The 26,984-nt window shown below is 66.4% G+C and carries 27 protein-coding genes; 8 read left to right on the top strand and 19 right to left on the bottom strand.

From position 1 onward, the window contains the following. Positions 1-14 precede the first annotated feature (14 nt). The 5 genes from ACQPXH_RS03735 to ACQPXH_RS03715 all read right to left on the bottom strand — a co-directional run bounded on the left by ACQPXH_RS03735 (position 15) and on the right by ACQPXH_RS03715 (position 4,123). Positions 15-806, bottom strand: a complete 792-nt coding sequence (locus tag ACQPXH_RS03735; protein WP_433603293.1) for an adenylate/guanylate cyclase domain-containing protein — start codon at positions 804-806, stop codon at positions 15-17. Positions 807-1,307: 501 nt separating this feature from the next. Then, positions 1,308-2,066: an ABC transporter permease gene (locus tag ACQPXH_RS03730; RefSeq protein ID WP_433600919.1), complete on the bottom strand. Its 759-nt coding sequence runs from the start codon at positions 2,064-2,066 to the stop codon at positions 1,308-1,310. Beyond that, the gene (locus tag ACQPXH_RS03725) at positions 2,066-3,073 is read right to left on the bottom strand and encodes an ABC transporter ATP-binding protein (protein ID WP_433600918.1); all 1,008 of its coding nucleotides are present in this window, start codon (positions 3,071-3,073) and stop codon (positions 2,066-2,068) included. The genes ACQPXH_RS03730 and ACQPXH_RS03725 overlap by 1 nt, the downstream gene beginning before the upstream one ends. 231 nt (positions 3,074-3,304) lie before the next feature. Continuing rightward, a complete protein-coding gene (locus tag ACQPXH_RS03720) occupies positions 3,305-3,559 on the bottom strand; it encodes a hypothetical protein (protein WP_433600917.1) in 255 nt (84 codons plus the stop codon). 249 nt (positions 3,560-3,808) lie between these two features. Further along, complete coding sequence (locus ACQPXH_RS03715) at positions 3,809-4,123, bottom strand: hypothetical protein (protein ID WP_433600916.1); 315 nt, start codon at positions 4,121-4,123, stop codon at positions 3,809-3,811. Positions 4,124-4,255: 132 nt separating this feature from the next. On the opposite strand from ACQPXH_RS03715, the gene ACQPXH_RS03710 reads away from it, so the two are divergent. Beyond that, the gene (locus ACQPXH_RS03710) at positions 4,256-5,443 is read left to right on the top strand and encodes a helix-turn-helix domain-containing protein (protein ID WP_433600915.1); all 1,188 of its coding nucleotides are present in this window, start codon (positions 4,256-4,258) and stop codon (positions 5,441-5,443) included. 57 nt (positions 5,444-5,500) lie between these two features. On the opposite strand, the gene ACQPXH_RS03705 is transcribed toward ACQPXH_RS03710, so the two are convergent. The 4 genes from ACQPXH_RS03705 to thiO all read right to left on the bottom strand — a co-directional run bounded on the left by ACQPXH_RS03705 (position 5,501) and on the right by thiO (position 8,449). Further along, positions 5,501-5,941, bottom strand: coding sequence for a hypothetical protein (locus tag ACQPXH_RS03705; protein ID WP_433600914.1), 441 nt, complete (start codon positions 5,939-5,941; stop codon positions 5,501-5,503). Positions 5,942-6,358: 417 nt separating this feature from the next. Next, positions 6,359-7,150, bottom strand: coding sequence for a thiazole synthase (locus ACQPXH_RS03700; protein ID WP_433600913.1), 792 nt, complete (start codon positions 7,148-7,150; stop codon positions 6,359-6,361). After that, entirely contained in the window at positions 7,143-7,355 is a 213-nt protein-coding gene (gene thiS, locus ACQPXH_RS03695) for a sulfur carrier protein ThiS (protein WP_433524411.1), read from the bottom strand. Before thiS ends, ACQPXH_RS03700 begins: the two co-directional genes overlap by 8 nt. Then, the gene (thiO, locus tag ACQPXH_RS03690) at positions 7,352-8,449 is read right to left on the bottom strand and encodes a glycine oxidase ThiO (RefSeq protein WP_433600912.1); all 1,098 of its coding nucleotides are present in this window, start codon (positions 8,447-8,449) and stop codon (positions 7,352-7,354) included. The genes thiS and thiO overlap by 4 nt, the downstream gene beginning before the upstream one ends. Positions 8,450-8,506: 57 nt before the next feature. Between thiO and thiE the strand changes: the two genes are divergently transcribed. After that, entirely contained in the window at positions 8,507-9,214 is a 708-nt protein-coding gene (gene thiE, locus ACQPXH_RS03685; RefSeq protein WP_433600911.1) for a thiamine phosphate synthase, read from the top strand. A gap of 101 nt (positions 9,215-9,315) precedes the next feature. Here thiE and ACQPXH_RS03680 read toward each other — a convergent pair whose 3' ends face one another. Beyond that, positions 9,316-10,023 (bottom strand): NUDIX hydrolase, encoded by a 708-nt coding sequence (locus ACQPXH_RS03680; protein ID WP_433600910.1) that lies wholly within the window; start codon positions 10,021-10,023, stop codon positions 9,316-9,318. A 114-nt stretch (positions 10,024-10,137) separates the two neighbouring features. Here ACQPXH_RS03680 and ACQPXH_RS03675 point away from each other — a divergent pair, with 114 nt between their 5' ends. The 3 genes from ACQPXH_RS03675 to ACQPXH_RS03665 are packed head-to-tail and all read left to right on the top strand — an operon-like array spanning position 10,138 to position 15,040. Further along, positions 10,138-11,517 (top strand): hypothetical protein, encoded by a 1,380-nt coding sequence (locus tag ACQPXH_RS03675; protein ID WP_433600909.1) that lies wholly within the window; start codon positions 10,138-10,140, stop codon positions 11,515-11,517. Further along, on the top strand, positions 11,514-12,491 hold the full coding sequence (locus tag ACQPXH_RS03670) for a glutamate ABC transporter substrate-binding protein (protein WP_433600908.1): 978 nt from the start codon (positions 11,514-11,516) through the stop codon (positions 12,489-12,491). Before ACQPXH_RS03675 ends, ACQPXH_RS03670 begins: the two co-directional genes overlap by 4 nt. Positions 12,492-12,496: 5 nt before the next feature. Then, on the top strand, positions 12,497-15,040 hold the full coding sequence (locus ACQPXH_RS03665) for a tetratricopeptide repeat protein (RefSeq protein ID WP_433600907.1): 2,544 nt from the start codon (positions 12,497-12,499) through the stop codon (positions 15,038-15,040). 270 nt (positions 15,041-15,310) lie between these two features. Here the strand turns inward: ACQPXH_RS03665 and ACQPXH_RS03660 are convergent, their stop codons facing one another. After that, a complete protein-coding gene (locus ACQPXH_RS03660) occupies positions 15,311-16,546 on the bottom strand; it encodes an acetate kinase (protein ID WP_433603292.1) in 1,236 nt (411 codons plus the stop codon). 117 nt (positions 16,547-16,663) lie between these two features. After that, positions 16,664-18,736, bottom strand: coding sequence for a phosphate acetyltransferase (pta, locus tag ACQPXH_RS03655; RefSeq protein ID WP_433600906.1), 2,073 nt, complete (start codon positions 18,734-18,736; stop codon positions 16,664-16,666). Positions 18,737-18,830: 94 nt separating this feature from the next. Between pta and ACQPXH_RS03650 the strand changes: the two genes are divergently transcribed. After that, positions 18,831-19,334, top strand: a complete 504-nt coding sequence (locus ACQPXH_RS03650; RefSeq protein ID WP_433600905.1) for a nitroreductase family deazaflavin-dependent oxidoreductase — start codon at positions 18,831-18,833, stop codon at positions 19,332-19,334. A gap of 277 nt (positions 19,335-19,611) precedes the next feature. Here the strand turns inward: ACQPXH_RS03650 and fgd are convergent, their stop codons facing one another. Next, positions 19,612-20,622 carry a glucose-6-phosphate dehydrogenase (coenzyme-F420) gene (gene fgd / locus ACQPXH_RS03645; protein WP_040696830.1) on the bottom strand — a complete coding sequence of 337 codons (1,011 nt, stop codon included), beginning with the start codon at positions 20,620-20,622 and terminating at the stop codon, positions 19,612-19,614. A 377-nt stretch (positions 20,623-20,999) separates the two neighbouring features. On the opposite strand from fgd, the gene ACQPXH_RS03640 reads away from it, so the two are divergent. Further along, positions 21,000-21,755: an HAD-IIA family hydrolase gene (locus ACQPXH_RS03640; protein WP_433603291.1), complete on the top strand. Its 756-nt coding sequence runs from the start codon at positions 21,000-21,002 to the stop codon at positions 21,753-21,755. Between the two features lie 26 nt (positions 21,756-21,781). On the opposite strand, the gene ACQPXH_RS03635 is transcribed toward ACQPXH_RS03640, so the two are convergent. The 4 genes from ACQPXH_RS03635 to ACQPXH_RS03620 form a co-directional block, all read right to left on the bottom strand. Then, positions 21,782-22,234: a MarR family winged helix-turn-helix transcriptional regulator gene (locus tag ACQPXH_RS03635; protein WP_433600904.1), complete on the bottom strand. Its 453-nt coding sequence runs from the start codon at positions 22,232-22,234 to the stop codon at positions 21,782-21,784. Beyond that, a complete protein-coding gene (locus ACQPXH_RS03630) occupies positions 22,231-22,869 on the bottom strand; it encodes a DJ-1/PfpI family protein (protein WP_433600903.1) in 639 nt (212 codons plus the stop codon). The genes ACQPXH_RS03635 and ACQPXH_RS03630 overlap by 4 nt, the downstream gene beginning before the upstream one ends. Positions 22,870-22,909: 40 nt before the next feature. Beyond that, entirely contained in the window at positions 22,910-23,356 is a 447-nt protein-coding gene (locus tag ACQPXH_RS03625; protein WP_433600902.1) for an RpiB/LacA/LacB family sugar-phosphate isomerase, read from the bottom strand. Between the two features lie 89 nt (positions 23,357-23,445). Further along, on the bottom strand, positions 23,446-23,571 hold the full coding sequence (locus ACQPXH_RS03620; protein WP_433600901.1) for a hypothetical protein: 126 nt from the start codon (positions 23,569-23,571) through the stop codon (positions 23,446-23,448). Positions 23,572-23,776: 205 nt separating this feature from the next. On the opposite strand from ACQPXH_RS03620, the gene ACQPXH_RS03615 reads away from it, so the two are divergent. Further along, entirely contained in the window at positions 23,777-24,259 is a 483-nt protein-coding gene (locus ACQPXH_RS03615; RefSeq protein WP_433600900.1) for a DUF456 domain-containing protein, read from the top strand. Positions 24,260-24,266: 7 nt separating this feature from the next. Here the strand turns inward: ACQPXH_RS03615 and ACQPXH_RS03610 are convergent, their stop codons facing one another. Next, positions 24,267-25,139 (bottom strand): amidohydrolase family protein, encoded by an 873-nt coding sequence (locus tag ACQPXH_RS03610; RefSeq protein ID WP_433600899.1) that lies wholly within the window; start codon positions 25,137-25,139, stop codon positions 24,267-24,269. Between the two features lie 124 nt (positions 25,140-25,263). Continuing rightward, positions 25,264-26,727 carry an FAD-dependent oxidoreductase gene (locus tag ACQPXH_RS03605; protein ID WP_433600898.1) on the bottom strand — a complete coding sequence of 488 codons (1,464 nt, stop codon included), beginning with the start codon at positions 26,725-26,727 and terminating at the stop codon, positions 25,264-25,266. Positions 26,728-26,984: the final 257 nt, after the last annotated feature.

Here is a 26,984-nt window from a genome sequence, read left to right as displayed (position 1 = left end):
GGGGCGGATGCGGGTTAGGTCGGGGACAGGCGGACGATTTGAAGATCTTCTGGCACGCCGGTCAGTGGGGTGGCGAAGAGACTGCGCTTATACGGCTTGACCGAGAGACGGAGTTCCTCGAGTGTCTTCGGTTCGACGGACTGCAATGTCGGGTGCGAAAGCATGGTGTTGCCGTTGCCGCCGGCCTCCATCACACGAGCGGCGATCGTCACGTCCACGCCGAGCCAGTCGCCGCCGATCTCGCGCGGCGAGCCGGTGTGCAGACCGATCCGCATCTGCGGGCGATAACCACGCACGCTGACATCGGCCAAGTTCCGCTTGGCCTGCACAGCGGCACGCACCGCACGATCGGCCGAGGTGAAGACGGCCATCATGCCGTCACCCATGCGCTTGACCACTTGACCGCCGCGGTCGGCGATCGGCGGCTCGATGGCCTTGGCAACCCCGCGCAACAGTTCGAGGGTCGCCTCATCGCCAGCCGAGAGCGACCAACTGGAGAACGCCACCAGATCGGTGAACATCACAGTTATTTCTTCGCTACCTCGACCATGGCCGACGTGCTCTAACACGGCCTGCCAGACCTGCAGCGCGCCGAACCCGATTTCCCGGGCCGCGCTCGGCGTATCGCCGACCAACTTATCCGCGGCGCGTGCCACCGCGCGGGCACCGCCCGGACCCGAAACCGACAGTGGGTCACCGAAAGCCGGGTCACCGGGCAGCTGTTCGCGCGCCTTGCGCAGTACGCCGATGATGTCGGGCCGCTGGTTAGCGGCATTCATCAAGGCGGAGAACTGCCCGCGTCGCATTCCCGAGCCGGGACGACGAGCGGATCGGCCCTCATCGGTGGGTACCAACGGTGTCGTCACCTCGGACGGAACGCCCCTGTTGCCTTCCGGTTCCGTCCCCGGATCAGCACCGCCGGAAGGTGTTTCGGTCACGCCCCGGGCGTATCTCAGCCGACCAACCGTCGGCGGGTTACTTATTGTCGCCACCTGCGCCCCCTCGATCAGACTGAGCGGGCACAACGCCGGGTCCGCCAATGGGTAACTCACTGGTTGCTGACTCCGAGGGTAGCCAGCATCGATTCTGGATGGAAGCGGTGCCGGGCTTAGTTTCCGGGATGTTCACATACTGCCTGGATTGCCCGAATACATACACCGACCCGGTGTGGAAGGGGATTCACACACCGGGCCGATGTTCGCATAGTCCGCCGGGCAGTGGCGGACAGTGCGCGGGGTGCTCGGACCTCCCGACAAGGTCGGCACCCGTCACCCGAGCGGCGAGGGAGGGCAACTCGGGTAGTTCAATCATGCATCTCGTTGGTTGACCACGACCAGTGCAGCGCCGAAGACAATTGCGACGAAAACCGCGAAGTAGAGCAAGCCGCCCCACGGTCCCCAGTGCCAGTTCGCCGTCGATTCCGACGCGCTGTAGAAGCGGCCCGCATTCGCGAAGGGCAGGAACGGCTGCACATTGCGCCCGAAACTGCCGAACGCGCCGAGCAGCGGCTCGATGAGCAGAGGCCAGAGCACGATCAGCGAAATCGCCGCAGCCGACTGCCGGACCAGCACCCCGATGCCGACCGCCAGGATCACGCTGAGCAGGGCATAGATCGGAATACCGTAGATCTCGCGCCAGGCATCGCCGCCCGAGAGCGTCAGGTTGTTACTCGCATCGCCACCGATCGCCTTGGCGATCGCGAAGGCGGCGAAGGCCAGCACGATGGTGAGCACCGCACCGTACACGCCGACCAGCCCCGCCTTGGTGGCGATCACCTTGGCGCGATGCGGTGTCGCCTGGTAGGTGGTCCGGATGATGCCGAAGCGGTATTCGCTGGTCACGGTCAAGGTGGCCATGATCATCAGAACCATCACGCCGAATCCGCTGATCCCGCCGACCGCGGTGGCGACGGTCAGGTCGAGCGCGTTCTCCTTGCCCGACGACGAGCGGGCCACCGCCGCGAACAGCGCGGCCAGGCCGAGAGCGAGCACCACCACGATCGCCGAGCACCACCACGGCGACCTGGTCGAGGTGAGCTTGATGCGTTCCGCTGCCAGCACGCCCATCAGAGCGCACCTCCCATCGCTGTGTAGGGCGCGGGGCCCTGCGTGGTTACACGAGCTGCCGCCTCCGGACCTGACGCTCCCGCCGGGTCGAAGCCTTCGCCGTGGTACTGCACGGCGCCGCCGGTCATCCGCATGAATGCCTCCTCCAGCGAGGCTCGCTGCGGCGCCAATTCGTACAGGGTGATGTCGTTCGAACCGGCCAGCTTGCCGACCGCGTCGCTGGTCACCCCGGCCACGACCAATGCGGCGGCGTCCTGGCCCGAGCCGTCCTCGCGGACGGTCATGCCATTGGAGGTGAGCAGGCTGCGCAACTGCTCGAGCTGCGGACTGCGCACGCGCACCGACTGTTCCGAGGCACGCTCGATGAATTCCTGGGTGGTCGAATCGGAAATCAGCTGACCGCGTCCGATCACGACCAAATGCTCTGCGGTCTGGGCCATTTCGGAGAGCAGATGGCTGGATACCAGCACAGTCCGCCCCTCTGCCGCGAGCCGCTGCATGAAGCGGCGAATCCAGAGGATGCCCTCGGGGTCCAGGCCGTTCACCGGCTCATCGAACAGCAGTACCGGCGGATCGCCGAGCAGCGCCCCGGCCAGACCGAGCCGCTGCGACATACCGAGGGAGAAGCCACCGGCGTTCTTACCCGCCACCTCGGACAGGCCGACCAGCCGCAGCACCTCGTCCACGCGGGACATGGCGATCTCGTTGGAGGCGGCCATCCACTGCAGATGCGCGCGGGCCGAACGGTTCGGATGCACCCACTTGGCATCCAGCAGCGCACCGACGGCACGCAGCGGATGGTCCAGCTCGTGGTACGGCTTGCCCTGGATCAATGCGGTGCCCGCGGTGGGCTTGTCCAGGCCGAGGATCATCCGCATAGTGGTGGATTTACCGGCGCCATTCGGCCCAAGAAAGCCCGTCACCTGTCCGGGTCGAACGGTGAAGGAGAGATCTTGAACCGCGACGGTCTGCCCGTAATGCTTGGTCAGGCCCCTCAGCTCGATCATGGTGACCAGCTTTCCTCATTGCGCGGCCTCGCGCGTCATTAAATAGTGCCGAGTTCAATCATCCTCGAGGATGACGAAGGCCCTGGGGCCGCATCAGGGAATCACCCTGAGCCATGCCCCCGTTAACGAGCCAGGCTCCCTAGCGGCTCGTCGTCGAATATGAGCGAACATCTACTCGTCATCCTTACTCATTGCGATCATGAGTCGGCCTGCACTGTGTACCGCTACTGTCTACCGCTCCGGATCCGTCTCGCTGGTCCAGACACGAGCGGCCTCGGTGTCGGACTGTTCCCCCAGTACATGCACTCTCATCCGCCTCGAACCAGTGCGCGCCGTCGTCACAATATGCACGGCTTCGCGACCGGTGAGGCCGAGGCGCTCCGCCAGCTCAACCGGCACCTTGTCGGCATCCCCGACCAACTCGACAAGCAAACGGTTACGTGCCTGCTCGGCCGCGTGGATATCGTTCTGAGCCTGCCGGAACATCTCCGACCTCTCCGGGGCACGACCACCTTTCGCTGCGTGTGTACGTCTCGCCGGTCGCAAGGAGGCGGGCGCGAGCATCCGCCAGCCGCAACCTGACCTCCGCTTCCCGGTCCGCACTCATACCGAGTCGACATCCGGTCTACTCATCGTCCTCGTCATTGCCGTCATGGGTCGGCCAGCACACCGACCCGACAAGCACCGCCAACGGCAACCCCGCCGCCATAGCCAACCCGAACACAACCGTCCCGCTCACCGCAACCGCCCGAAAGGCGCGACCGGCGCCCACCGATGGAACGACAGCCGCGGCAACACGATCTCCACGTCGGCCACACTCATGATCGCGTTCACCGCAAGCACATTCAGGTGTTCGAGCGACGGCGCGATCACCGCATCCACATCAGCGCAACGCACTTGGTCGACCAGCGGTAGCGGCGATGACTCAGGCTGCCAGATCAGCGCATACCCGAGCCGCTGGGCCAGCCGCCGCACCTGCGCGGCCTCCCAGTCCGCCGCCGAACTGATATCGAGGTCGACCCAACCCAACGCGGTCGGCTCTTCTCGCATCGCATACCCCCTCGTTCGCATGATCGGCACCCGCCGCGGGGGTCCGGAAAGGTCGGCCCGACGGCGGGGTTGACCAGTAGCGTCGCCCTCCGAGCGCCTGCAAAGCGCCACAGCGTGTGGCACTGTTGGGGTATGGATGAGATGGGGGTCGGTGCCCGCACCTCCAGGGCACGCAAGCTCGCGCGGCTGACGCAGATCCAGCTCGCGCAGAAGGCCAACGTCTCGCTGTCGCTGCTACGCAAAGTCGAACAGGGCGATCGGCCCGCCTCACCCGCGTTCATCGCCGCAATCGCCCGCGTGCTGGGAGTGAGCATCGGCGACTTGACCGGTCAGCCGTACATGCCCGACCACGCTGACACGGCGGCACACGCCACCATCCCCGAGCTGCGGCGCGCGATCGTGGCATTCAACGACGAACCCCTCACGGGGCCAACCACATTCGAGGATCTGACGGCCGCACTCGATCGTGTGCGCGAGGGTATGCGCCGCGCACGCTACACCGATCTGACCACAGATCTCCCGGACGTCATCCGTGGCCTGCACATGCTCGCCGACGACGAGAACCCCGGCCACCAACTGGAAGCCATTTACTCAACGTTGGCCTACGCCTACAGCAAGGCCATGCTGTTCGCCTATCAGCACGGCTATCTCGACCTGGCGGGGCTGGCCGCGGACCGCTGTGGTTGGGCAGCCGAACGCAGCGGCGACCCGATCTGGCCGCTCGCCGCCGAGTACAACCGGGCGTTGATCCTGCTGTACTCCGGCGCCTATGTCGCGGGCTCGAAAACCATCGAACGCGCCTACACCGCCAGCGAGCAACTGGACACGACACCGGATCTGCTCGCAGTGCGGGGCGCGCTGCACCTGCGTGGATCGATCCTGTCGGCCCGCGCACTCGACGGCGACGCCGCAGAGTCGCACATACAGGAAGCCCGCGGGATCGCCGAGGCGATCGGCGAAGACCGGTACCGCAACTACGGGACCGGATTCCGGCCCTCGAACATCGCCATCCACTCCGTCGCCGTACCGGTCGAGTTGTCCGATGGGACCACCGCTGTGTCACGGGCCGAACGCATCCGCCTACCTGCCTCGGTGGCACCCTCGCGCGCGGGGCACCACCTCATCGACGTATCGCGGGCATGGCTATTGCACGGCGACAAGCAGCGAGCACTCGGCAGCCTCGAGCAAGCGCGGATGGTGGCTCCGGAACTGACGCGCAACCACCCCCAAGTTCACGAAACCGTGCGCGTGATCGCCCGCGCCCGGCGCGGCACGGACACACTCGCGCGTTTCGCCCGATGGGCGAACGTCAAGATCTGAGCTCGGCTTCAGAGCTGTCCGCTTTGCGTGCGCCGAACATCGAGGCGACACCTGGACTCATCTCGAATGGATGGTGAATACCATCTGAAAGTCTGCGTGACCGGGCGCGGTGGTGTGGCCATTCTGTGCAGTGAACGCGCAGCTCATCACGAGTTTGTATTGTTTGTCGAGTTGGAGATTCGGCACCACCGAATGCCACCGATAATCTGCGGGGATGGCGCTGTGGTTGTCCGAGTATCCAGTCTTGCCCTCGACGTAAGCGCCGCACGCCATCGTGTTACCGACGATTAACCCCTGCACATACGGCGACAGCTGCAACGACCAGATGAGCCGGTTACCGCCGTCGGGTTGCTGGCTGGAGTAGACGGCGTCCCCCGTGAACGTGCCATGTTCGCCGTCGTACCGATAACTCTGCGCACCGGGCCGAAAGTCGGCATGGCCGGGGACGGCATTCGCTGCGCCCACCGGCGCGGCGAGGATGCTCGCGGCGGCGGCCAACGCCGCAAGGATCAGTCTCTTCGGTGCACCGACTTTGCGCGACATGTGTACTCCCCCTGCGGAATCGGATCGACATCGACGTCGACCGGTAGCCCCTCGGCGATCGTAGCTATATCGAGATCTCCGCGAGCGTCTGACAGGTGGAACCAAACGAGCGTGCTGTCGGCGTCATCGAGTTTGATCACGCCGGTACCGTTACGCGGTTTCCAGCGCCAGACTATGCCGGTTTCCATCTCCTGCCCCTCTCCTGATCGTGGCCCGGTCGGTCGCATTCAATGGTCGCTTGAAAGCACCTCGCGCCGAGGCGGTTTCATGACCACTCACCAAGTATGCGCGACTTTCGGCGCTCGCTTCACACGCCTGAGTTGCAAATACCGGCGCGAGCGCCGAATTCGGGCGACGAGGGTCGCCCCTGACTCAGCGCGCCGGTGATGAAGCCTGTGCCCAGAAGCGCTTGGGAATGCGACCCGCACGGCGGGCGAGATGGCCTGCGTCGACGGCGGAGCGCATGGCCGCCGCCATGAGGGCGGGGTGCTGGGCGCGGGTGACAGCCGTGGCGAGCAATACCGCCGAGCAGCCGAGTTCCATGGCCAGCGTGGCGTCGCTCGCGGTGCCGATGCCCGCGTCGAGGATGACCGGGACGCCCGCAGCCGCCACGATCATCTCGATATTGTGCGGATTGCCGATGCCGAGGCCGGTGCCGATCGGGGCGCCGAGGGGCATGACTGCGGCGCAGCCCGCGTCCTCGAGTCGGCGGGCCAGGATCGGGTCGTCGGTGGTGTACGGCAGCACGACGAATCCGGCGTCGACCAATTGTTCTGCGGCGGTGAGCAATTCGATCGGGTCGGGGAGCAGGGTGCGCTCGTCGGCGATCACCTCGAGTTTGACCCAGTTGGTGTCGAGCGCCTCGGCGGCCAGTTGCGCTGTGAGCACGGCCTCGGCGGCGGTGCGGCAACCCGCGGTATTGGGCAGGGGCATGATCTCGAGGCGTTTGAGCAGGTCGAGGACGCCGGTGCCGCCGACGGCGTCGACCCGGCGCATGGCGACCGTGGTGAGCTCGGTGCCCGAGGCGATGAGCGCCTCCTCCAGCACGGCGAGATTCTCGGCGCCGCCGGTGCCCATGATGAGGCGCGAGCCGAACCGCTTGCCCGCAATCTCCAGTGCGTCAGGGGTTTCCAGTGCGTCAGGGGTTTCCAGTGCGTCAGCCACCCTGAACCGCCGTAAGCACTTCGATCTCCCAGCCGCGGCCGACCGGCTCGTCCCAGCGGGACTTCGGGAAAACCGCACCGTCCACCGCGAGTGCGACGCCCTGGCACGGCAGCCCGAGACGATCGAGCAGTTCACGCACCGTCAGGGATCCGTCGAATTCGTGGTCCTGCCCGTTCACGGTGACACCGATGGGGACCGAGGTCATCGAACTCCTCCTGCAGATGTAGCGAGTGACGGCGGATTCGCCGTCGAAAAACGTTGGGGGTCGGCGGCTTTCGCGTCAGCGAGCGGTGCGCCGTCGAGCAGGCTCAGCACCGCGTCGACGGTGAGCGGCACCGCGAGCATGCCGTTGCGGCCGTGGCCGGTAGCCACCACGATCCGGTCGGTGAGCCGTCCGATCAGGGGTAGGTTGTCGGGGGTCCCCGGCCTGGATCCGGCACTGGCCTCGGCCAATTCGTACTCGCCGATACCGGGCAGCACCGCCTCGGCGTCGGCGATCAGATCACGGACTCCGGCGACGGTCACCGTCGTGTCGTAGCCCGCCTCGTATTGTGTTGCGCCGACGACGATTCCACCCGCGCGCGGGACCAGGTAGACCTGCCTGCCGTGCACGCGCGCGCGAATCACGCGCTGCGGCGGGGGTGTCGCGCCCGGACGATGGCGCAGCCGCAGGATCTCGCCCTTCACCGGGCGGACCGGGAGCCCGGGCCACAGCAGCGACGACGCCGCGCCCGCGGCGAGCACGATTTGGTCGTGCGGCAGCGCTTCCACTGCGTCCACCGTCTCGGCTCTCACCTCGACTCTGGCTGCGCCGCAAGCTTTTTGGAGGCCATCCAGCAGTAGTCGGTTGTCGATTGCGGGTTCGGCGGCGGCGCGCAGGCCGGCGCGCACGGTGCGCGCCAGCGCGGGTTCCAGCGCGCGCACACCGGCTCGGTCGAGAACCTGGAGCTCATGGCCTCGGCCGCCGACCCATTCGGCCACGGTGCGCAGATCGGCGGCATCCGCACCGTCCAGCGCGACGGTCAGGGTTTCATCGGCGACGAATACCGATACACCGGTAGTCGATTCCAGCCGGGCGGCGAAGTCGGGCCAGCGGGCCAGCGAGGCGGCGCCGAATTCCAGGACCAGGTCCTCCCCCGGCCAGCCCTCGGACAGTGGTGCGAGCATCCCCCCGGCAACCCAGGATGCGCCGGAGCCGACGGCGGGATCGAATATGGTGACCGACCATCCCGCCTCGGCCGCCCGCCAGGCGGCGGCGAGTCCGATGGCACCGCCACCGACGACGGCCAGAGTCCGCATTCGATCCACCTGCCTCACTATTCGCATCCCCACGGTAGCGCGACTACGGTCGAGCACGTGCAACCCTCCCACCAGTTCCGGTCCCTACCGCCCAGGGAGCGTTTGGCTACCGCCCGGCTGTATCTCTGCACGGACGCACGCAGGGAGAAGGGCGACCTGGCCAGGTTCGCCGAGGCCGCGTTCGCGGGCGGTGTCGACATCATTCAGCTCAGGGATAAGGGGTCGCCCGGCGAGGCGAAGTTCGGCCCGCTCGAGGCCAAGGCCGAGATCGGCGCACTCGCCGAATTGAAGGCCGCGGCCCGCAGGCACGGCGCACTGGTCGGGGTGAACGACCGTGCCGATATCGCGCTCGCCGCCGGGGCCGATGTGCTGCACCTCGGACAGAACGATCTGCCGCCGTGGTACGCGCGACGCATTCTCGGACCTGATGTGGTGATCGGGCGTTCCACCACCAACCGCGCGCAGGCCGGGCTCGCGGCGGTCGACGAGAACATCGACTATTTCTGCACCGGGCCGGTATGGGCCACGCCGACGAAGCCGGGACGTCAGGCGGCGGGCCTGGACCTGGTGCGTTCCACCACCGACGCCCATCCGACCCGTCCGTGGTTCGCGATCGGCGGCATCGATGCCGAACGACTACCCGAGGTGCTGGCGGCGGGAGCCGAGCGCATCGTCGTGGTGCGCGCGATCACCGAGGCACGCGACCCCGAAGCGGCGGCCCGGCACCTGAAAACAGCGCTGCTACACAACACTCAACTCACCTGACACTCGCAGCGCGGCTCGAGCTCGTCGAGCGCAGTCGAATGGCGGCCCAAACCCTCGCCGTCAACCACCATTCGACTACCTTCGAGAACGCAACCACAGCTTCAGGACAGGACCTGAACCCGGGTGAGCGAAAAGACCGAATCGGGTGGGGCGGTCTCCGAATTCCCGTCCGTCCGCAGGGCGTCCGTCGCATCGATATTCGCGTCGACGATGCGGGCGTGGGCGCCGGGGCCTTCGGGATCCGCGTGCAACCAGACGAAGCCCTGATCGGCGAGATCGACGGTACGAGGCAGCGCGGCCGCGACCGTACCGGCGTCGTCCACATCGATGTCGTCGAGGCGGACGCGCGCCGGAGCAGCCCGCAACGCAGGCCAGGAGGCGGCGAAGCCGGGGTGTAGCGGATGGCTGTCGACCTCGTCCTCGGGGACCCACGCCAACGCACTGCTCTCCTGATTGCGACTGGTCGGCAGGGTCATCACCGCATCGGCGACAACGGTGGTGTACGTCCAACCGCTCAATGCCGTCGCGGTGATTCGCTCGCCGCGCACTCGAACATCGGCGGGATCGATGCCCGCTTCCTCCCATGCCTCGCGGACCGCCGCGTGCACCGGGGTCTCGTGGCTGTCGCGGGCGCCGCCGGGCAGCGCCCAGGTGCCGCCCTGATGACTCCACGGCGCGCGGTGCTGCAACAACACCGCAGAACCGCCGCCCGCTAGCGGGGCGCGCAGCAGAAGTCCGGCGGCGCCGAATCGCCCCCAATGCCGCAATCCGTCTGGGTCGCGTGACCAACCGTCACCGTCACCACGCATCTGGTTACCATCCTCATCTAGCCGTCGCGCGGTTGTTTCACACGCCACGGCGCCGGTAAGACCACAATAAGCTCCCAGCAGGAGCACATGTGCGCACCAACCGGGGAGGTGGAGATGGCAGCGCTCGACTCGACGACGGCCCCGCGGCCGCCGTCGGTCACGGCCGATGTCGGGCCCGAGCGGCTGGACGTGCCGCGCGAGGCCGGGCTACGCGCCCATTTGGACCCGGCCAACCTACGGTCCTTCGCACTATCGACCCCGGGCCGGCTCATCGCCATCGGTCTGCTGCTCATCGGCCTGTGCCTGGCCGCGGGCATGATGACCGCCTCGACGGTGAGCGATCGCCAGCAGGCACTGGAGATCCTGCTCGACGACACCGAGCCGGATGCGAACGCCTCCCACCACCTCTACACGTCGCTGTCCATCGCGGACGCCGCGGCGAGTACCGCATTCATCGCGGGCGGCCTGGAACCGGAGACCGTGCGCGATCGCTACAGCCAGGCGCTGGGCGAGGCGTCCGCGGAGTTGGTGACGCAATCAGGTCACGCGGCCGGACAGGCCACCGACGACGACCCGGATACCCGACTGCGTACGGGCATCGCAACCGGCCTGCCGGTCTACTCTGGTCTGGTCGAAACCGCCCGCGCGAACAATCGCAACGGGTACCCGGTCGGCGCCGCGTATTTGAGCGAGGCATCGAATCAGATGCAGACCGTCCTGCTGCCGATGGCCGCACAACTGCAGAGCCATCGCTCCGACGCCGTGAGCGCGGCCCAGCGCCATCACGTGCAGCCGCCATGGCCCGCGATCGGTGTGCTGATCTTGGCGCTCGGAGCGCTGGTCTGGGCGCAGTTCGATCTGTCGAAGCGCTGGCATCGCGTGCTCAATCCGGGATTGCTGCTCGCCTCCACCGGGATGCTGATCCTGTTGGCGTGGACGGTGGTCGTCGGATCGGTCTCGGCCGCGGAGATGATCGGTGGCCGAGACCACGGCGCGGTACCGAGTTCCCGGCTGACCGAGAGCCGCATCCTGACCCAGCAGGCGCGTTCGGCGGAGACGCTGAAGCTCGTGCGCCGCGACGCCACCGGCGATTACGACCGGACCTACGAGTCCAGTGTCACCCGGCTCAACGAACTACTCAGCGGCTATCCGTCCGATGCGCCCGCGGCCGATGAGATCGCGAAGGCCCGTGCGGCGCTTACCCGTTGGCGAGCGGCCCATCAGCGCATGAACGACACTCTCGCCCGCGGCGATTTCATCGGGGCGGCGACTGTGGCGACCGGGCCGGGCTCGGCGGATGCCGCGGCACAGGTGGAATCACTGGACGACGCATTGGGCCTGGCCCTGGACGCGACGCGCAATACGTTGCGCGACAACATCTCCGGCGCGGCCCGATCACTGGACTTCCTGGCACCGGGCGCGATGGTGTTGGGAATACTCGCCGCAGGCTATGTCGGCCTCGGTATCTGGCCGCGACTTCGGGAGTACCGGTGAACCGCGTGCGCGGGCTACTCGCCGCGCTCGCCGCAATCGCCCTGCTCGCCGGGTGCGCGGCGGGCTCGGACACGATCGATACGAAGACCACCGAATACACCGAACCGCCGCTGCCCGCCAAAGCCGTTTCGATACCGACGGACTCACCGATTCCAGCCGAACGCGACGAGCAGTGCGGCGATCCGACCGCGAGTCTGCGGCCCACCGGAGCAGGTGCGGCCGCCCGCGGCCCGACGATCGATGCGATTCGGGCCCGCGGCCGGCTGGTGGTCGGCTTGGATACCGGCAGCAACCTTTTCAGCTTCCGTGATCCGGTGAGCGGCACTATTGTCGGGTTCGATGCCGATATCGCCAGGGAGGTCGCGCGCGATCTGTTCGGTAGTCCGGAGCAGATCGAGTACCGCAGTCTCGGGTCCGCCGAGCGCGAGTCCGCGCTGCAGAATCATGTCGTCGATATTGTCGCCAAGACGATGACGATCAACTGCGAGCGGCGGCAGAAAGTCAGCTTCTCGACCGTCTACCTGCACGCGAATCAGCGCGTGCTCGCGGTGAAGAACTCCGGTATCCGAAGTCTGGCCGATTTGGCCGGTAAGCGGGTGTGCATCGTATCCGGCACCACCTCGCTGGATCACATGCGCCGCGAGCAGCCCGGCGCGACCATCCTCACCGTGCCGACCTGGGCCGACTGTTTGGTTGTGCTGCAGCAGCGTCAAGTCGACGCGATCAGCACCGACGACGCCATTCTCGCTGGTCTGGCCACGCAGGACTCGTCGTACACCGAGTTGGTCGGCCCCAGCATCAGCGTCGAGCCCTACGGCATCGGAATCCCCAAGGGCAACGACGATCTCGTCCGCTTCGTCAACGGCACGCTGGAGCGCATCCGCAATGACGGCACCTGGGCCCGGCTGTACCAGCAATACCTCATCGCATTAGGGCCGGTCCCAGCGCCGCCCGTCGCGACCTATCAGGACTGACGGCGATGACACCACCGCACGATGCCACCGATTCGACCGAGGGCGAGCCGAAGGAACCCGCCGAGGAATCCGGAGAAAGCACCAGGGCAACCGCATTTTTCGAACCGGCCGGACCGGGCTCCGCGGCCATCGAGACGATCAGGTGGTCACCGGGTACCGGCCCCGAGGCCGAAAACCTGCGTCCCGAGGCCACTTCCGGCACCGAGGGCGAAAATGCCGCTTCCGGTGAGACCGTTCGTCACCAGCCCGCCGCCGCCGAAACGATCCGTGACCACCGCGCCTCCTACAAGGCCATCGGCTACCAGCCCGCGTCCGGCGAAACCGTCCGCCGCGACAATATGGCCGCCGAGTTCACCGTAGGCGCATGGAACGCCCCGGAGCCGACCTCCGCCGCGACCATGCGCACCTCCGGACGCAGTGTCCGCACCGCGCGCTCGCGACCAACTACGCGCAAACTCGGCGCTGGACTGGTCACGATTCCGAATATCCCGCCCGCCGATCCACGCACCGCGGTGCTCGCCGATCCCGTCGTCTCCGAGGGCAGGCGCTTCTGTTGGCGCTGCGGCAATCCGGTCGGCCGCGCCACCGCGACCCGACCCGCGACAACCGCGGGCACCTGCGAAACCTGCGGTGCGCCATATGATTTCCGCCCGTCACTGCACGACGGCGATATGGTGTCGAGCCAGTACGAGATCCAGGGCTGTATCGCGCACGGTGGACTCGGCTGGATCTATCTCGCGATCGACCGCAATGTCAGCGACCGCTGGGTCGTCCTGAAGGGCCTGCTGCACGCGGGCGATGCCGAGGCGCAGGCGGTGGCCGTCGCCGAACGCCAATTCCTGGCCGAGGTGGCACATCCCAGCATCGTCAAGATCCACAACTTCGTCGAGCACACCGGACCGGACGGCGAGTCGGTCGGCTACATCGTCATGGAGTACGTCGGCGGCCGCTCGCTGCGCGATATGCTCGACACCTATGCGCGGCCGGAGCGGATGCCGGTCCCCGAGGCGATCGCATATCTGCTGGAGATCCTGCCCGCGCTGGAGTATCTGCATTCGATCGGGTTGACCTACAACGACCTCAAACCCGACAACATCATGGTCACCGAGGATCAGGTCAAACTCATCGACCTCGGCGCCGTCGCCACCATCGATGCCTACGGAAACCTATACGGCACCAGGGGTTTTCAGGCACCCGAGATCGCCAGGACCGGTCCGACGGTGGCCTCGGACATCTACACGGTCGGGCGGACGCTGGCCGTGCTGACGCTGAGCATGCCGATGGAGCAGGGACGCTATCTCGACGGCATTCCCGACCCCGCCGACCATCCGGTGCTCGAACGCTACGAATTCTTCCATCGCCTGCTGCTGTGCGCGACCGATCCCGATCCCGAGCGCCGCTTCCCCTCCGCGCGCGTCATGTCGGCGCAGCTGGCCGGGGTACTGCGCGAGATCCTGTCCATGGAGACCGGCGCCGAACATCCACAGCTGTCCACAGTTTTCAGTCCACAGCGCGGCAGCTTCGGCACCGAGGAGTTGATCAGCCAAACCGACGCCTATGCCGACGGCATCGCCAGAAGCAATCTGCTGCGCGCCGTCGAAGTGGCTGCGGCGCTTCCGGTTCCGCTCATCGATCCGACGGACGCGTCGGTGCCGGTGCTCGCCGCCGTGGCACATCCGGAACCGAACGATGCGCTCGCGGCGTTGCAGGAGGCACACGAGCGCGCCGTGGCCGATCCCGAAAAAACCCAGGAGACATGGGATCTGGAACTGACGCTGGCCGAGGCCAAGCTCCGGCTCGAACTCGGTGAACCCGCGGCGGTGCGCCAGATGCTGTCACCGCTGCCCGGCGATCACGATTGGCGCATCGACTGGTACCTGGGCCAGGCCCAGCTGCTCGAGTTGGATTACGAGCAGGCCTACAACAGCTTCGATGCGGTGCTGCGAGTGCTGCCCGGCGAGATCGCGCCCAAGCTCGCACTCGCGGCGACCGCGGAACTCGTTCTGCAGCATTGGGATTCGGACGACCACGAACAGTGGCGGGCTTATGCGGAGAAGTTCTACGCCACTGTCTGGCGCACCGATCGCGCCGTGGTGAGCGCCGCATTCGGCCTGGCCAGACAGTCGGCCGAGGCGGGTAAGGTGGACGAGGCCGTGCGCGCGCTCGACGAGGTGCCCGCCGCCTCCCGGCACTACACAACGGCCCGGATGACCGCGGTGTGGCTATTGCTCACCGCCGCCCCGATCGCCGAAATCCCCGAATCCACCCTGCGCCTTTCGGCCTCGCGCGTCGTCGGCCTGCCAAGTGGGGAGAGCCGCGCGACCCAGATGCGCGTGCTCGTCCTCGGTGCCGCGCTGGCCTGGCTGCAATCGGGCAATACGCCCAGGAGCGACGGGACGCTCCTCTTCGGCGCGCCGTTCACCGAGCGCGAGCTGCGTGCGGGCACCGAGGCCGGGCTGCGCGCCCTGGCCCGCAGCGCCCCCGGCCGCAATCACCGCTATGCGCTGGTCGACCTGGCGAATTCCATCCGAGCCAAGACCTGGATCTGATCGCCGCAAAGCAAAACCCGGCCGGGAGGGAACGCCGGCCGGGCTCGGATCTCGATTCGCGGAGCAGTCGGCACGCCGATGATCCCTGGGGTTCCGCCCTTCCTGCCCGCCCCGGGGGCAGCCGGAGCGGGCACATCGGGAGCGGCGAGGGCATCGCGGACCCGATAGCGGCGGAGGTCCGGCCCCGGTTACGGCGTCCGGCGCGAACCTGATCCGATACCAATACTGCCGCAGCGAGTGTGAGGATTCCGTGAGGTTTTCTCGAGCCGCTCAATCAGCATGCTGAGCTGCGACAACGCGGAGCACAGCCTGGGCGATCGCCAGTTCCTCATTGGTCGGCACGACGAGCACGGCGACCTCCGCGTCCGGTGCGGAGATGTGCCGGGCCGCGCGGTCTTCGGCGGTATTGCGGTCGGGATCGACTTGGATGCCGAAGCGGGACAGCCCGGCTAGTGCGTCGGCGCGGACCTGCGGGCTGTTCTCGCCGACGCCCGCGGTGAAGGTAATGGCATCGACACCGCCGAGCTCGATCAGATACGCGCCGAGATAGCGGCGCAGGCGGTGGATGTACACGTCGTAGGCCAGGCGGGCCGCGGCGTCGCCCGCATCGATGAGCCGCTGCAACTCACGGAAGTCGTTGACGCCGGATAGTCCCTCGAGTCCGGCATTGCGGTTCAGCATTTCATCGATCTGGTCGACATCCATGTGGGCCGCACGGACCAGATGCGCGAAGATCCCGGGATCGAGATCGCCGCCCCTGGTGCCCATCACCAGTCCCTCCAACGGGGTGAGGCCCATGGTGGTGTCGATCGGGTGTCCGCCACGGATGGCCGACGCCGATGCGCCGTTGCCGAGGTGGAAGATGATCTGATTCAGGTCCGCGGGATCTCGATCGAGTAGCGCAGCGACCCGGCCCGAAACGTACTCGTGCGACGTGCCATGGAAGCCGTACTTCCGGATGCCATGTGCGGCAGCGAGTTTCGCGTCGATGGCGTAGGTCTTGGCGGCATCGGGCAGGCCATGGAAGAAGGCGGTATCGAACACCGCGACCTGCGGTACACCGGGCAGCAGCGCACGCGCACTTTCGATGCCGGCGACATTCGCCGGATTGTGCAGCGGTGCAAGCGAAGACAAGTCGGATATGGCCACTACCACGTCGTCGTCGATGAGCGTCGGCCGATAGAACACTTGGCCCCCGTGCACCACGCGGTGCCCGACCGCCCGCACCCCCGCCGTGGCCAGATCGTGGCCGGATTCGGCGAATACATCGAAGACCAGCCGCAGCCCCGCCGTGTGATCGGCGATCGGCTCGCGACGTTCGATGGTTCGGCCATCGACCTTGTGCTCGATCCCGGCCTGCTCCTCGCCGATCCGATCGACCATGCCGGACGCGGCGACGACACCCGACTCCGGGTCCAGCAGTTGGTATTTGATCGACGACGAGCCGGAATTGATCACCAGCACCCGGTCATTCGGCCCATCCGTCGCCCGACCACCACCCCTCATCGAATCGCTACGCGATACCGCGTTCATTTCCGCACCTCCTGCATCACGCGCGTGCCCCGCACTCGGTCGGCAACCGCGAACCCGGCCGCATTGTTCCGCCGTATGTCACACCGCACATCAGCCTTCCTGCGCTTGGATCGCAGTGATAGCAACCGTATTGACGATGTCGGCGACGAGCGCACCGCGGGACAGGTCGTTGACCGGTTTGCGCAGCCCCTGCAGCACCGGACCGATCGCGATCGCACCGGCGCTGCGCTGGACCGCCTTGTAGGTGTTGTTACCGGTGTTGAGGTCGGGAAACACGAAGACCGTCGCGCGCCCGGCCACTTCGGAATCCGGGAGCTTGGTGGTGGCAACGGTGGGTTCGATCGCGGCGTCGTACTGGATCGGGCCCTCCACCAGCAGTTCCGGCTCGCGCTCGCGAACCAGCTTGGTCGCGACGCGCACCTTGTCCACATCGGCGCCGCTGCCGGATTCACCGGTCGAGTAGGACAGCATCGCGACGCGCGGGTCGATGCCGAAGCGGGCCGCGGTCTGCGCCGAGGAGATCGCGATATCGGCCAGCTGCTCCGAGCTCGGATCGGGCACGACGGCGCAGTCACCGTAGGCGAGCACCCGATCGGCCAGACACATGAGGAACACACTCGAGACGGTGGAGACGCCCGGCACGGTCTTGATGATCTCGAAGGACGGCCGGATGGTGTGCGCCGTGGTGTGCGCGGCGCCGGAGACCATGCCGTCGGCGATGCCCTTGTGCACCATCATGGTGCCGAAATACGAGATGTCGGCCATGGTTTCGCGGGCGCGCTCCAGTGTCATGCCCTTGTGCTTGCGCAATTCGGTGTACTCCGCGGCGAATTCGTCAAGGTAACCGGAGGTGCGCGGGTCGAGTACCCGTGCGGCCGAGATATCGACGCCGAGTTCCGCGGCGCGGGCGCGCACTGCCGCCTCGTCACCGAGAATGACCAGATCCGCGATCTTGCGCCGCAGCACCCGCCCTGCCGCGCGCAGGATGCGGTCGTCGTCGCCCTCGGGCAGCACAATGGTCTTGCGGTCGGACCTGGCGCGTTCGATCAGCTGATACTCGAACATCTGCGGCGTCACCACAGAGGTATCCGGAATTTCGATGCGCTGCAATAACTCCGACGCGTCGACATGCTGTTCCATCAGGGCCAGCGCGGTGTCGACCTTGCGCGGGCTGCCCGCCGACATGCGGCCGCGGGTGCGGTAGGCGGCGCTCGCCGCGTCGTAGGTGCCCAGTTCGGTGGTGAGGATCGGCAGTTTGGGTTTGAGGCCGTTCATCAGCCTGGCGATGGCCGGGTGCGGCAGCATGCCGCCGTTCATGATGATGCCCGACAGCGACGGAAAGCCTTCCGCCTCATGCGCGTTCACGACGCTGAGCAACACGTCGGAGCGATCGCCCGGCGCGATGACCACGACACCGTCGACCAATCGCTCCAGAATATGTTCGGCCGTCATGCCGCCGACCATGACCTGCAATGCCTCACGCTGCAGCAATTCCACATCGCCGCTGTACATTTCACCGCCGATCGCGGTGCACAGCTCGGCCATTGTGGGCGAAATCAGCAGCGGCACTTCAGGTAACGCCCAGGACGGGACATCGAAGCCGTTGAGGGCAACGCCGACTTCGTCCAATTGCGCTGGATCGCAACGGTTCGCGATGATCGCCATCAAGTGCGCGTGTTCGAGGGACAGCTCGTGTGCGCACAGCTCGGCCAGCTGCTCGACCTCGTCCGGAGTTCGGCCGGAACCGCGCACGACCAGCAGTACGGGCGCGCCGAGGTTCACCGCGATGCGGGCATTGAAGCGCAGTTCGCTCGGGCTGGCCACATCGGTGTAGTCGCTGCCGACGATCACCACCGCGTCACACAGCTTCGCGACCTCGTGGAACCGCATCACGATCTCGCTGATCGCGGCATCCGGATCGGCGTGTACCTGCTCGTAGGTGACGCCGATGGCCTGCGTGTAGTCGATATCGGCGGTGCTGTGCTCGAGCAGCAGTTCCAGGATGTAATCCGGCTCGGTGGTCGAGCGGGTGATCGGCCGGAATACGCCGACCCGGGCGGTGGTAGCGCACAGCATCTGAAGCATTCCGAGGGCCACCGTCGATTTTCCGGTGTCACCCTCCGGAGATGCGATGTACACAGCGGATGGAGCGGTATCGGCCATGTCCGTGAGCTTAGTGAACCCGCGGCTACCCAGGCCGTACGGCGAGACGGCGATCACGAATTCCTATTCGCACCGATCCGGATATAGTCCGGGCATGGCTGAGCAGTTTCCGAAGCGGCAGTGGGGTTCGAACACCAATTTGCTTGCCCGCCTGGCGACCGAGCTCGCATCTACCAAACCCGGGTCGTGGCTGATTCGGAAGGTCACCCCGCTGGATCGGGCCATCCTCGAGCGCACCGACGCCAAGTTCACCCTCCTCGGCCCGATCGGCGCCCCGGTCATGCTGCTGACCACCACCGGCCGCAAATCCGGTGAGCCGCGCACCCAACCATTGCTCTGCCTGCACGACGGCGACACCATCTATGTGATCGGCAGCAACTTCGGCCTGCAGCATCATCCGGCCTGGACCACCAACCTGCTGGCGAACCCGAATGCCACCGTCGCCATCGCAGGCCAACGCATCCCCGTCCGCGCCACCCTGGTCGAATCCGACAAGGACGCCCTGTTCGCCCGGTTCGTCGAGATCACCAGCGCCTACCGCGTCTACCGCACCCGCACTGCCCGAGACCTCCGCATTTTCGCCCTCACCCGCGCCTGACCAACCCGTTCCGAATGCGGGCATCGGCTCAGCGCGCCGGAGCGGGTCTCGAATGGTCGCTGCAGGACTCATCGCGGCCGTCATCCGACTCGCCTCGATCGAGCATTTCGCCTGAGCTGGCCGAGCTTCGCGGACCAGTCTGGGCTCAGCCGAGAGCACGGCGGCTCGACCCAGGTCGGGCGGAAGAGCTAGAGGAAGCCGAACCCGCCGCGTTGCCCCATGTCCGGCCGCGCATCGGCGGGTGAGCCCGTCGATGCGCGGCCGGTGCGGTTGCGGCTCAGCCCAGGGCGCGGAGGCGGGGGGCCAGGTCGCGCTGGAACAGGTCGAGGAAGCGGGACTGGTCGTGGCCGGGGGCGTGGAAGACCAGGTGGTTGAGGCCGGCGTCGAGGTACGGCTTGATCTGTTCGACGGCCTGGTCCGGATCGTTGGCGACGATCCAGCGCTTGGCGATCTGCTCGATCGGGAGGGCGTCGGCGGCGGCCTCCATTTCGATCGGGTCGGTAATGGAGTGCTTCTGTTCGGCGGTCAGCGAGAGCGGGGCCCAGAAGCGCGTATTCTCCAGTGCCAGTTCGGGATCGGTGTCGTAGGAGATCTTGATCTCGATCATCCGGTCGATCTGCTCGACGGCGCGTCCGGCCTTGGCGGCGCCCTCCGCGACGGCGGGCATCAGCTTCTCGGTGTAGAGGTCCATGCCCTTGCCGGAGGTGCAGATGAAACCGTCACCGGCACGGCCCGCGTAGCGCGCGACCAGCGGTCCGCCCGCGGCGATGTAGATCGGGATGCCGCCCTTGGGCACGTCGTAGATCGAGGCGCCGACGGTCTTGTAGTACTCGCCGTCGAAGTCGGTGCGCTCACCGGTCCACAGCGCGCGCATGAGGTCGACGGATTCGCGCAGTCGAGCGAAACGCTCCTTGAATTCCGGCCATTCGCCGGTGTAGCCGGTGGCGATCTCATTGAGCGCCTCACCGCTGCCGACACCGAGCATGATGCGGTCCGGGTACAGACAACCCATGGTCGCGAAGGCCTGCGCGATCACGGCGGGGTTGTAGCGGAAGGTCGGAGTGAGCACCGAGGTGCCGAGTTGGATGCGTTTGGTGCGCTCACCGACCGCGGCCATCCATGCCAGCGAGAACGGCGCATGCCCGCCCTTGTGCCGCCACGGCTGGAAATGGTCGCTCACCGTTGCGCTGTCGAGGCCGTGTTCCTCGGCCGCCACCGCGATTTCCACCAATTCCCGCGGTCCGAACTGTTCCGCCGACGCCTTGTATCCGAGCTTGAGATCACCCATATGCGCCACTCCTGTCGCTTCGCTCAACGGTCCGTGCGGGAGGTTCCGCGCACCGTCGGCCGCCTGAATCCCGCGACCGCATCCCGGTACAACCGCAAGGGCGACACGGGAGTTCCCGAGCCCATCGGCCTACCTGAGCGCTGCGCGATCGGTTCTCACACGGCCTCCCCTCGACCATAGTCAGCGCCATCCGACGAGGTGTGCCGGGTCGCACCTGGGCCATCGCATAGCCGGTGGGCATCGCATACCGTCCGCGGGATGCCCACCGTATGTGGGGATGGTCGCATCGGACCGGTATTCGCGCGGTGGGTGGGCGGATAGCCGACAATTGGCTTGTGAGCACACCAGATGAACCGATCCTGTCCTACCTCACCGACATGGATGGGGTGCTGGTACACGAAGACCATCTGGTGCCCGGTGCCGACAAGTTTCTGGCCGAGCTGCGCGGCAATGAGATCCCGTTCCTGGTGCTCACCAATAACTCGATCCGCACGCCGCGCGATCTGCAGGCCCGCCTGCGCCACACCGGACTCGATATTCCGGAGGAGGCGATCTGGACCTCGGCGCTGGCCACCGCGACCTTCCTCAACGACCAGCGCCCCAATGGAACCGCCTACGTGGTCGGCGAATCCGGACTCACCACCGCGCTGCACGAAATCGGCTATGTGCTGACCGATAGCGATCCGGACTACGTGGTGCTCGGCGAAACCCGCACCTACTCCTTCGAAGCGATCACCACCGCGATCCGCCTGGTAGACCGGGGTGCGCGCTTCATCGCCACCAACCCGGACGCGACCGGACCGTCCCGCGAGGGTCTGCTCCCGGCCACCGGCTCGGTGGCCGCGCTGATCACCCGCGCGACCGGCAAGGAGCCGTACTACGTCGGCAAGCCGAACCCACTGATGATGCGCTCGGCACTGCGCCGGATCGGCGCACATTCACAGTCGACGGTGATGATCGGCGACCGGATGGACACCGATATCGTCTCGGGTCTCGAGGCGGGCATGCGGACCGTACTGGTCACCACCGGCATCTCCACTCGCGAGTCCGTCGAGCAGTTCCCCTATCGCCCGACCCTGGTCGTCGATTCGGTTGCCGACCTGGTCGGTCGAACCGACAAGCCCTTCGTCTGACGCGCGCGGAATCGGTCAGCAGGTCATCAGGTCTGGTCGGTAATGGCGTCGAGCGCTGCGGAAAGTCGCGTCATGACCTGAGCGGTCAGAGCGAATTGCTCGGCACCCAGTTCATCGGCGAGCCGTTTCGCCATGACCCTGTGCTGCGGATTGATGCGCTTGATCGCCTCGCGACCCGCGTCGGTGACCGCAACGAGTTTGGCCCGGCGGTGCGCCGGATTCGGCTGATACTCGGCAAGTCCCTTGTCCACCAATAGATCCGCGATGCGTTGCACACTCTGCCTGGTGATCCCCATGGCTCGGGCGATTCCGGCCACCGGCAGCGGTTCGCGCAGCACCGCGCCGAGCACCTGCCACCACGCCGCCGTGATTCCGCCGGGTGCGGCCAATTCCTCTGCGATGGCGAGAAATTGACCGTTCAGCTGGAACGAGGTGATCGCGACCGTCGCGAAGAGGTTCTGCTCGGGCGTGTCACTCATACCGTGGCGACCCGCTGTGCCTCGTACTCGGAAAGTGCGGCAAAGCCCGCCGGATCGCTGTGGCCGTACAAGCGGTACCACGCGTCCAGCACATGCGGTTCATAGACATCGAGCCTGCGCAGCACCTCGCGGGCGAATTCGAAGGGCGCGGTCGGGCCCGCGGTGATGAGATCGCCGTCCAGTACCGCCGCCTGGTCCAGATAACGATCGCCGCCCGAATATCCGCTGTAGGCAAGGTATTCCGCGGCCGCACCGGTATGGGCGTGGTTATCGAGAAGCCCTTCCTTCGCCAATCCGAAGGTGGCACCGCAGATCGCCGCGACCGGAACTCCCGCAGCCAGAAACTCCCGCGCTTTGTGCACGAAGGGCACGAGTTCGCCGGTCTCCCAGGTGTCGGCGCCGGGCAGGATCAGCATCGCGCTTGCGGCGGGCGTGAGGTCGGCGAGCACCATATCCGGCACGATCCGCATCCCGCCCGTCGTGATGATCGGATCGGCGGTGAGTCCAACTGTCTGCACCCGGAACGTTCCCGGTGCTTTCTGCCAACTGGGCCGATTGATATGCGCGGTCGCCGCACCGACCTCCCAGTCGGCGAGCGTGTCGTAAACGGCCGTGTGAACTGTCCTCAGGAGCATGACAGCATGCTGTCATATTTGACAGCATGCTGTCAATAACTCAGTGTCCGCGTTCGATCTTCGCCAGATGCGCGATATTGGCGTGGTCCCGCACATCAGCACTCGGTTCACCGCCGAACCACGCATCCAGGATCTCCGTCAGCTCGGCCCGGGAAGTCGAACGCAGGCTCAGCGCAAGCACATTCGCGTCATTCCACTTCCGCGCACCAGCCGCCGTCACCGCATCACCACACAGCGCGGCCCGGATCCCCGCCACCTTGTTGGCGGCAATAGAAGCCCCGGTCCCCGTCCAACAGCACACCACCCCCTGCTCCGCCCGCCCCGCTGCCACATCCCGCGCCGCCGCCTCACTGGCCCAAGCCCAGTCGTTGCGCTCACTATCCGCCAGCGCCCCATGCACCAATGTCTCGAACCCCCGCCGCCCGAGCTCAACCACCAGCTCCTCGGCCACCCCGACCCGCTCATCCGCCGCAACCGAAATTCGCATACCCCAAGCGTAATAATGCCCCCACCGCACAGCCGCGAAACGGCGAGCGGCCTGGCCTCGGTCCCGAGGACAGGCCACCACCACACCAGTCACCAGCCGACGGGGGCGAGGCGATCGATGAAGATCCCGGTCGGCCCGTCGGCGTCGATAGTCGCGAATTCGAGGATCGAGTCGGTGCCCTCGGTGACCGTCAGCTGACCGGTGTGATTGTTCATATCGGTGGCCGCGAATTTACGATTTCACCGGGGGTCGCGGCGTTGAACCGTGTTCGTCGTACCCACTGACACGCACCCGCCCGCTCGCGCTGTGACAACCTGTGAGCGGCCTCACACACACCGGGAATCGACACTGTGCACCGACCCGGCGAATAGGCCAGAATCCTGGCAGCGTGACTAGACGCGGAAAGCGGAGGGACCGGCAATGTCAGCTTGGGGTGAGGTCGTTGTCGGCCTGGTAATTCTGGTCGGGCTGGTCGGGATCATCGTCCCGATACTGCCGGGAGCCATTTTGATCTTCGGCGCCATTGCCGCATGGGCGTTCATGACCGGGGGCGCGACGGCGTGGACCGTATTCGCAATCAGCACAGCGTTCCTGGTGCTGTCCGGCGTCATCAAATACACCTGGCCGGGCCGGAAGATGAAGGATGCGGGCGTATCCAATCGCGCCCTGTTCATCGGCGCGATCTTCGGCATCGTCGGCTTCTTCATCATCCCGGTGGTCGGATTGTTCGTGGGATTCGTTCTGGGCGTGTATCTTTCGGAGCTGCAGCGACTCCGCGACAACCAACCCGCTTGGCAGGCAACAGTTCACGCGCTCAAAGGTGTGGGTCTGTCGATGCTCGTCGAACTCTTCGGTGCGCTGCTGGCGACCGGGGTATGGGTCATCGGTGCCATCGTGAGCTGAGTCGCACTCACTCGATGGCGGGGAACGGAATCGTATCGGCCGGTTCGAGTTTCGGTAGTTCATCGCGCCGCAGCGGCAGGGTCGGCTGCTCGGTGCGGTGGATCGGCAGGGTCGGCGTCGGATCGGCCTGGATCGCCCGTTCGCGGGCGGGCAGACGATAGAACACGCGCGCGTTGTCTTCCAGCACCTTGAACATATCGGTGCCCACCACATCGCAGATCAGATCGACATCGGAATCCCGGAACGGTCGCCCCGCGCGGGTGCCGGGCAGATCGGTGCCGAACATCAGCGCCTCGGGATTGACCGCGTGGATCCGGCGCAGCGTATCGGCCACCTTCATATGCACCCGACCGAAGCCGGTCGCCTTCACCCGCGCCCCGCGATCCACCAGATCCAGCAGATAGGGCAGCCCCTCCTCGGACATGCCGAGATGGTCGATGGAGAAAACCGGCAGCTTCGAGATCACCGGCTGCATCGAGGTGAGCATATTGCCGTCGATATACACCTCGACATGCCAGCCGACGAGGTCGTGCGCGCGCAACGCCTGCAGCGTCATCGCGGTGATATCCGGGGCCGCGCGCTTGACGTTGAACCGCAGCGCACGCACACCGATTCGGTCGAGTTCGTTGATCTCTTCGTCGGTGGCGTCGGGGTCCAGCGCGGTGACGCCGACCCACCCTTCGCCGAGCTCGGCCAGCGCCGCTTTCAGATAGGTCTGATCGGTGCCTTGGAAGGATCCGCTGACCACGGCGCCGCCGCTGACATCGAAGCGCGACATACGCTTTCGATAATCGGCGATGGTGAACGGGTCGGGCAGGTAGCCCTCGTTCTCGGCCAGCGGGAACCGCGGGTCGAAGATGTGGAGATGGGCATCGAACACTTGTACAGAATGCCTCAGAGACGGAATTTCCGCTGCGGCAGACCCGACAGATTTTGTGCTGCCGCAGCCGTGTCGGATTGTCGAGAACCACAGGAGGTGACTGTCACCCCCTGTGGCGTTCGCACTAGACCTTGTGCGGCTCGCTGGCGCGCAGCATGTCCTCGCGCTCGACGACCTTGACGCGCTCACGGCCCTCCGGCTCGCCGAGGGCGCGTTCGTGCGCGTCGAGGCGGTACCAGCCCTGCCAGGTGGTGAACGGGATGCCCTTGTTCTCGAGGAATTCGGTGACCGCATCCAGTTCCGGCTTCGCGGCCGGGGTGAAGTTCACGCTGTCGTCGAGCAGGCAGGCAACGGTCTCGTTGGCATCGCCCTTGGTGTGGCCGATGAGGCCGACCGGACCGCGCTTGATCCAGCCGGTGACGTAGGTGGCGGGCAGATAGCGATCCGCACCGTCGGCGTCCTCGTCGACCAGGACGCGTCCGGCCTCGTTCGGAACGACACCGGCCTGATCGTCGAACGGCAGGTTGGTCAGGTTCTGCGACAGATAGCCCACGGCGCGGTAGACGGCCTGGACGTCCCAGTCCTTGAACACGCCGGTGCCCTTGACATTGCCGGTGCCGTCGAGCTGGGTGCGCTCGGTGCGCAGGCCCGCGACCTTGCCGTCCTCGCCGAGGATTTCGGCCGGGGATTCGAAGAAGTGCAGGAACAGCTTGTGCGGGCGGTTGCCGACATCGCGGATGGCCCACTGCTCGAGGGTGTTGGCGATCATGTCGACCTGCTTGGAGTGGCGGCGCGCGGCCTCGGAGCCCTCGTCGTAGTCGATGTCCTCGGGATCGACGATGACCTCGATGGTCGGGGAATGGTCGAGTTCGCGCAGCTCGAGCGGGGTGAACTTGGCCTGCGCCGGGCCGCGGCGGCCGAAGACGTGCACCTCGACGGCCTTATTGGCCTGGAGACCGCTGTAGACGTTCGGCGGGATCTCGGTCGGCAGCAGCTCGTCGCCGGTCTTTGCCAGCACGCGCGCCACGTCGAGTGCGACATTGCCGACACCGAGGACCGCGACCTTCTCCGCCTCCAGCGGCCAGGTGCGCGGCACGTCCGGATGGCCGTCGTACCAGGAGACGAAGTCCGCGGCGCCGTAGCTGCCGTCCAGGTCGATGCCGGGGACGGGCAGCGCGCGGTCGGCGTTGGCGCCGGTGGAGAAGATCACCGCGTCATAGAACGTGCGCAGATCGTCGAGGGTGATGTCGGTGCCGTAGTCGATATTGCCGAGCAGGCGGACCTGCGGCTTGTCCAGCACCTTGTGCAGGGCGGTGATAATGCCCTTGATGCGCGGATGGTCCGGCGCGACGCCGTAGCGGATCAACCCGAACGGCGCGGGCATGCGCTCGTACAGGTCGATACTCACCTCGGCATCGGACTTCATCAACGCGTCGGCGGCGTAGATTCCGGCCGGTCCCGCGCCCACGATCGCGATGCGAAGCGGGCGAGGCCCCGCGGTGTGCGCGTCAGGCCCGGAGGAGGCAGCTTGCGTAACAACGGAGGGCCCGTGCGCTCCGCTAGTCGACTCAGCACTCTGTTCGGTCATCTTTTACGCGCACCCTTATGGTCGAAACAATTAACGGCGTCAGTCTTAGCTTAGGCTAACTTGACGCACCCTCTCGGTCGCATCTGCTGATGCGAACAGGCGGCCATCTCGGCTATGAAGCCGCGCCGCAATCCCGCGATTCTATCGGTGGCACAGCGCGCACCCTGCGGCGGTGCGTACACCGGGTGTTCGCTGCCCGGCCCACCTACCGTGACTACCCGCTCTGGGCACATCTATCAAATCCGCGCGACGCAGGT

Source organism: Nocardia sp. CA-135953, assembly GCF_050955735.1.
In the GTDB taxonomy this organism is placed as follows: domain Bacteria; phylum Actinomycetota; class Actinomycetes; order Mycobacteriales; family Mycobacteriaceae; genus Nocardia.
The sequence above is the reverse complement of the archived record's forward strand: the minus strand, read 5'-3'. Positions and strand labels throughout refer to the sequence as shown.

Excerpts from the sequence above, each read along its gene's own strand:
- ACQPXH_RS03735 (WP_433603293.1), bottom strand. The coding sequence starts at position 806 with ATGCGACGCGGGCAGTTCTCCGCCTTGATGAATGCCGCTAACCAGCGG.
- ACQPXH_RS03730 (WP_433600919.1), bottom strand. The coding sequence starts at position 2,066 with ATGGGCGTGCTGGCAGCGGAACGCATCAAGCTCACCTCGACCAGGTCG.
- ACQPXH_RS03725 (WP_433600918.1), bottom strand. The coding sequence starts at position 3,073 with ATGATCGAGCTGAGGGGCCTGACCAAGCATTACGGGCAGACCGTCGCG.
- ACQPXH_RS03720 (WP_433600917.1), bottom strand. The coding sequence starts at position 3,559 with ATGTTCCGGCAGGCTCAGAACGATATCCACGCGGCCGAGCAGGCACGT.
- ACQPXH_RS03715 (WP_433600916.1), bottom strand. The coding sequence starts at position 4,123 with ATGCGAGAAGAGCCGACCGCGTTGGGTTGGGTCGACCTCGATATCAGT.
- ACQPXH_RS03710 (WP_433600915.1), top strand. The coding sequence starts at position 4,256 with ATGGATGAGATGGGGGTCGGTGCCCGCACCTCCAGGGCACGCAAGCTC.
- thiS (WP_433524411.1), bottom strand. The coding sequence starts at position 7,355 with ATGACCTCGGTCCCCATCGGTGTCACCGTGAACGGGCAGGACCACGAA.
- thiO (WP_433600912.1), bottom strand. The coding sequence starts at position 8,449 with ATGCGGACTCTGGCCGTCGTCGGTGGCGGTGCCATCGGACTCGCCGCC.
- ACQPXH_RS03680 (WP_433600910.1), bottom strand. The coding sequence starts at position 10,023 with ATGCGTGGTGACGGTGACGGTTGGTCACGCGACCCAGACGGATTGCGG.
- ACQPXH_RS03675 (WP_433600909.1), top strand. The coding sequence starts at position 10,138 with ATGGCAGCGCTCGACTCGACGACGGCCCCGCGGCCGCCGTCGGTCACG.
- ACQPXH_RS03665 (WP_433600907.1), top strand. The coding sequence starts at position 12,497 with ATGACACCACCGCACGATGCCACCGATTCGACCGAGGGCGAGCCGAAG.
- ACQPXH_RS03660 (WP_433603292.1), bottom strand. The coding sequence starts at position 16,546 with ATGAGGGGTGGTGGTCGGGCGACGGATGGGCCGAATGACCGGGTGCTG.
- pta (WP_433600906.1), bottom strand. The coding sequence starts at position 18,736 with ATGGCCGATACCGCTCCATCCGCTGTGTACATCGCATCTCCGGAGGGT.
- ACQPXH_RS03650 (WP_433600905.1), top strand. The coding sequence starts at position 18,831 with ATGGCTGAGCAGTTTCCGAAGCGGCAGTGGGGTTCGAACACCAATTTG.
- fgd (WP_040696830.1), bottom strand. The coding sequence starts at position 20,622 with ATGGGTGATCTCAAGCTCGGATACAAGGCGTCGGCGGAACAGTTCGGA.
- ACQPXH_RS03640 (WP_433603291.1), top strand. The coding sequence starts at position 21,000 with ATGGATGGGGTGCTGGTACACGAAGACCATCTGGTGCCCGGTGCCGAC.
- ACQPXH_RS03635 (WP_433600904.1), bottom strand. The coding sequence starts at position 22,234 with ATGAGTGACACGCCCGAGCAGAACCTCTTCGCGACGGTCGCGATCACC.
- ACQPXH_RS03630 (WP_433600903.1), bottom strand. The coding sequence starts at position 22,869 with ATGCTCCTGAGGACAGTTCACACGGCCGTTTACGACACGCTCGCCGAC.
- ACQPXH_RS03625 (WP_433600902.1), bottom strand. The coding sequence starts at position 23,356 with ATGCGAATTTCGGTTGCGGCGGATGAGCGGGTCGGGGTGGCCGAGGAG.
- ACQPXH_RS03620 (WP_433600901.1), bottom strand. The coding sequence starts at position 23,571 with ATGAACAATCACACCGGTCAGCTGACGGTCACCGAGGGCACCGACTCG.
- ACQPXH_RS03615 (WP_433600900.1), top strand. The coding sequence starts at position 23,777 with ATGTCAGCTTGGGGTGAGGTCGTTGTCGGCCTGGTAATTCTGGTCGGG.
- ACQPXH_RS03605 (WP_433600898.1), bottom strand. The coding sequence starts at position 26,727 with ATGACCGAACAGAGTGCTGAGTCGACTAGCGGAGCGCACGGGCCCTCC.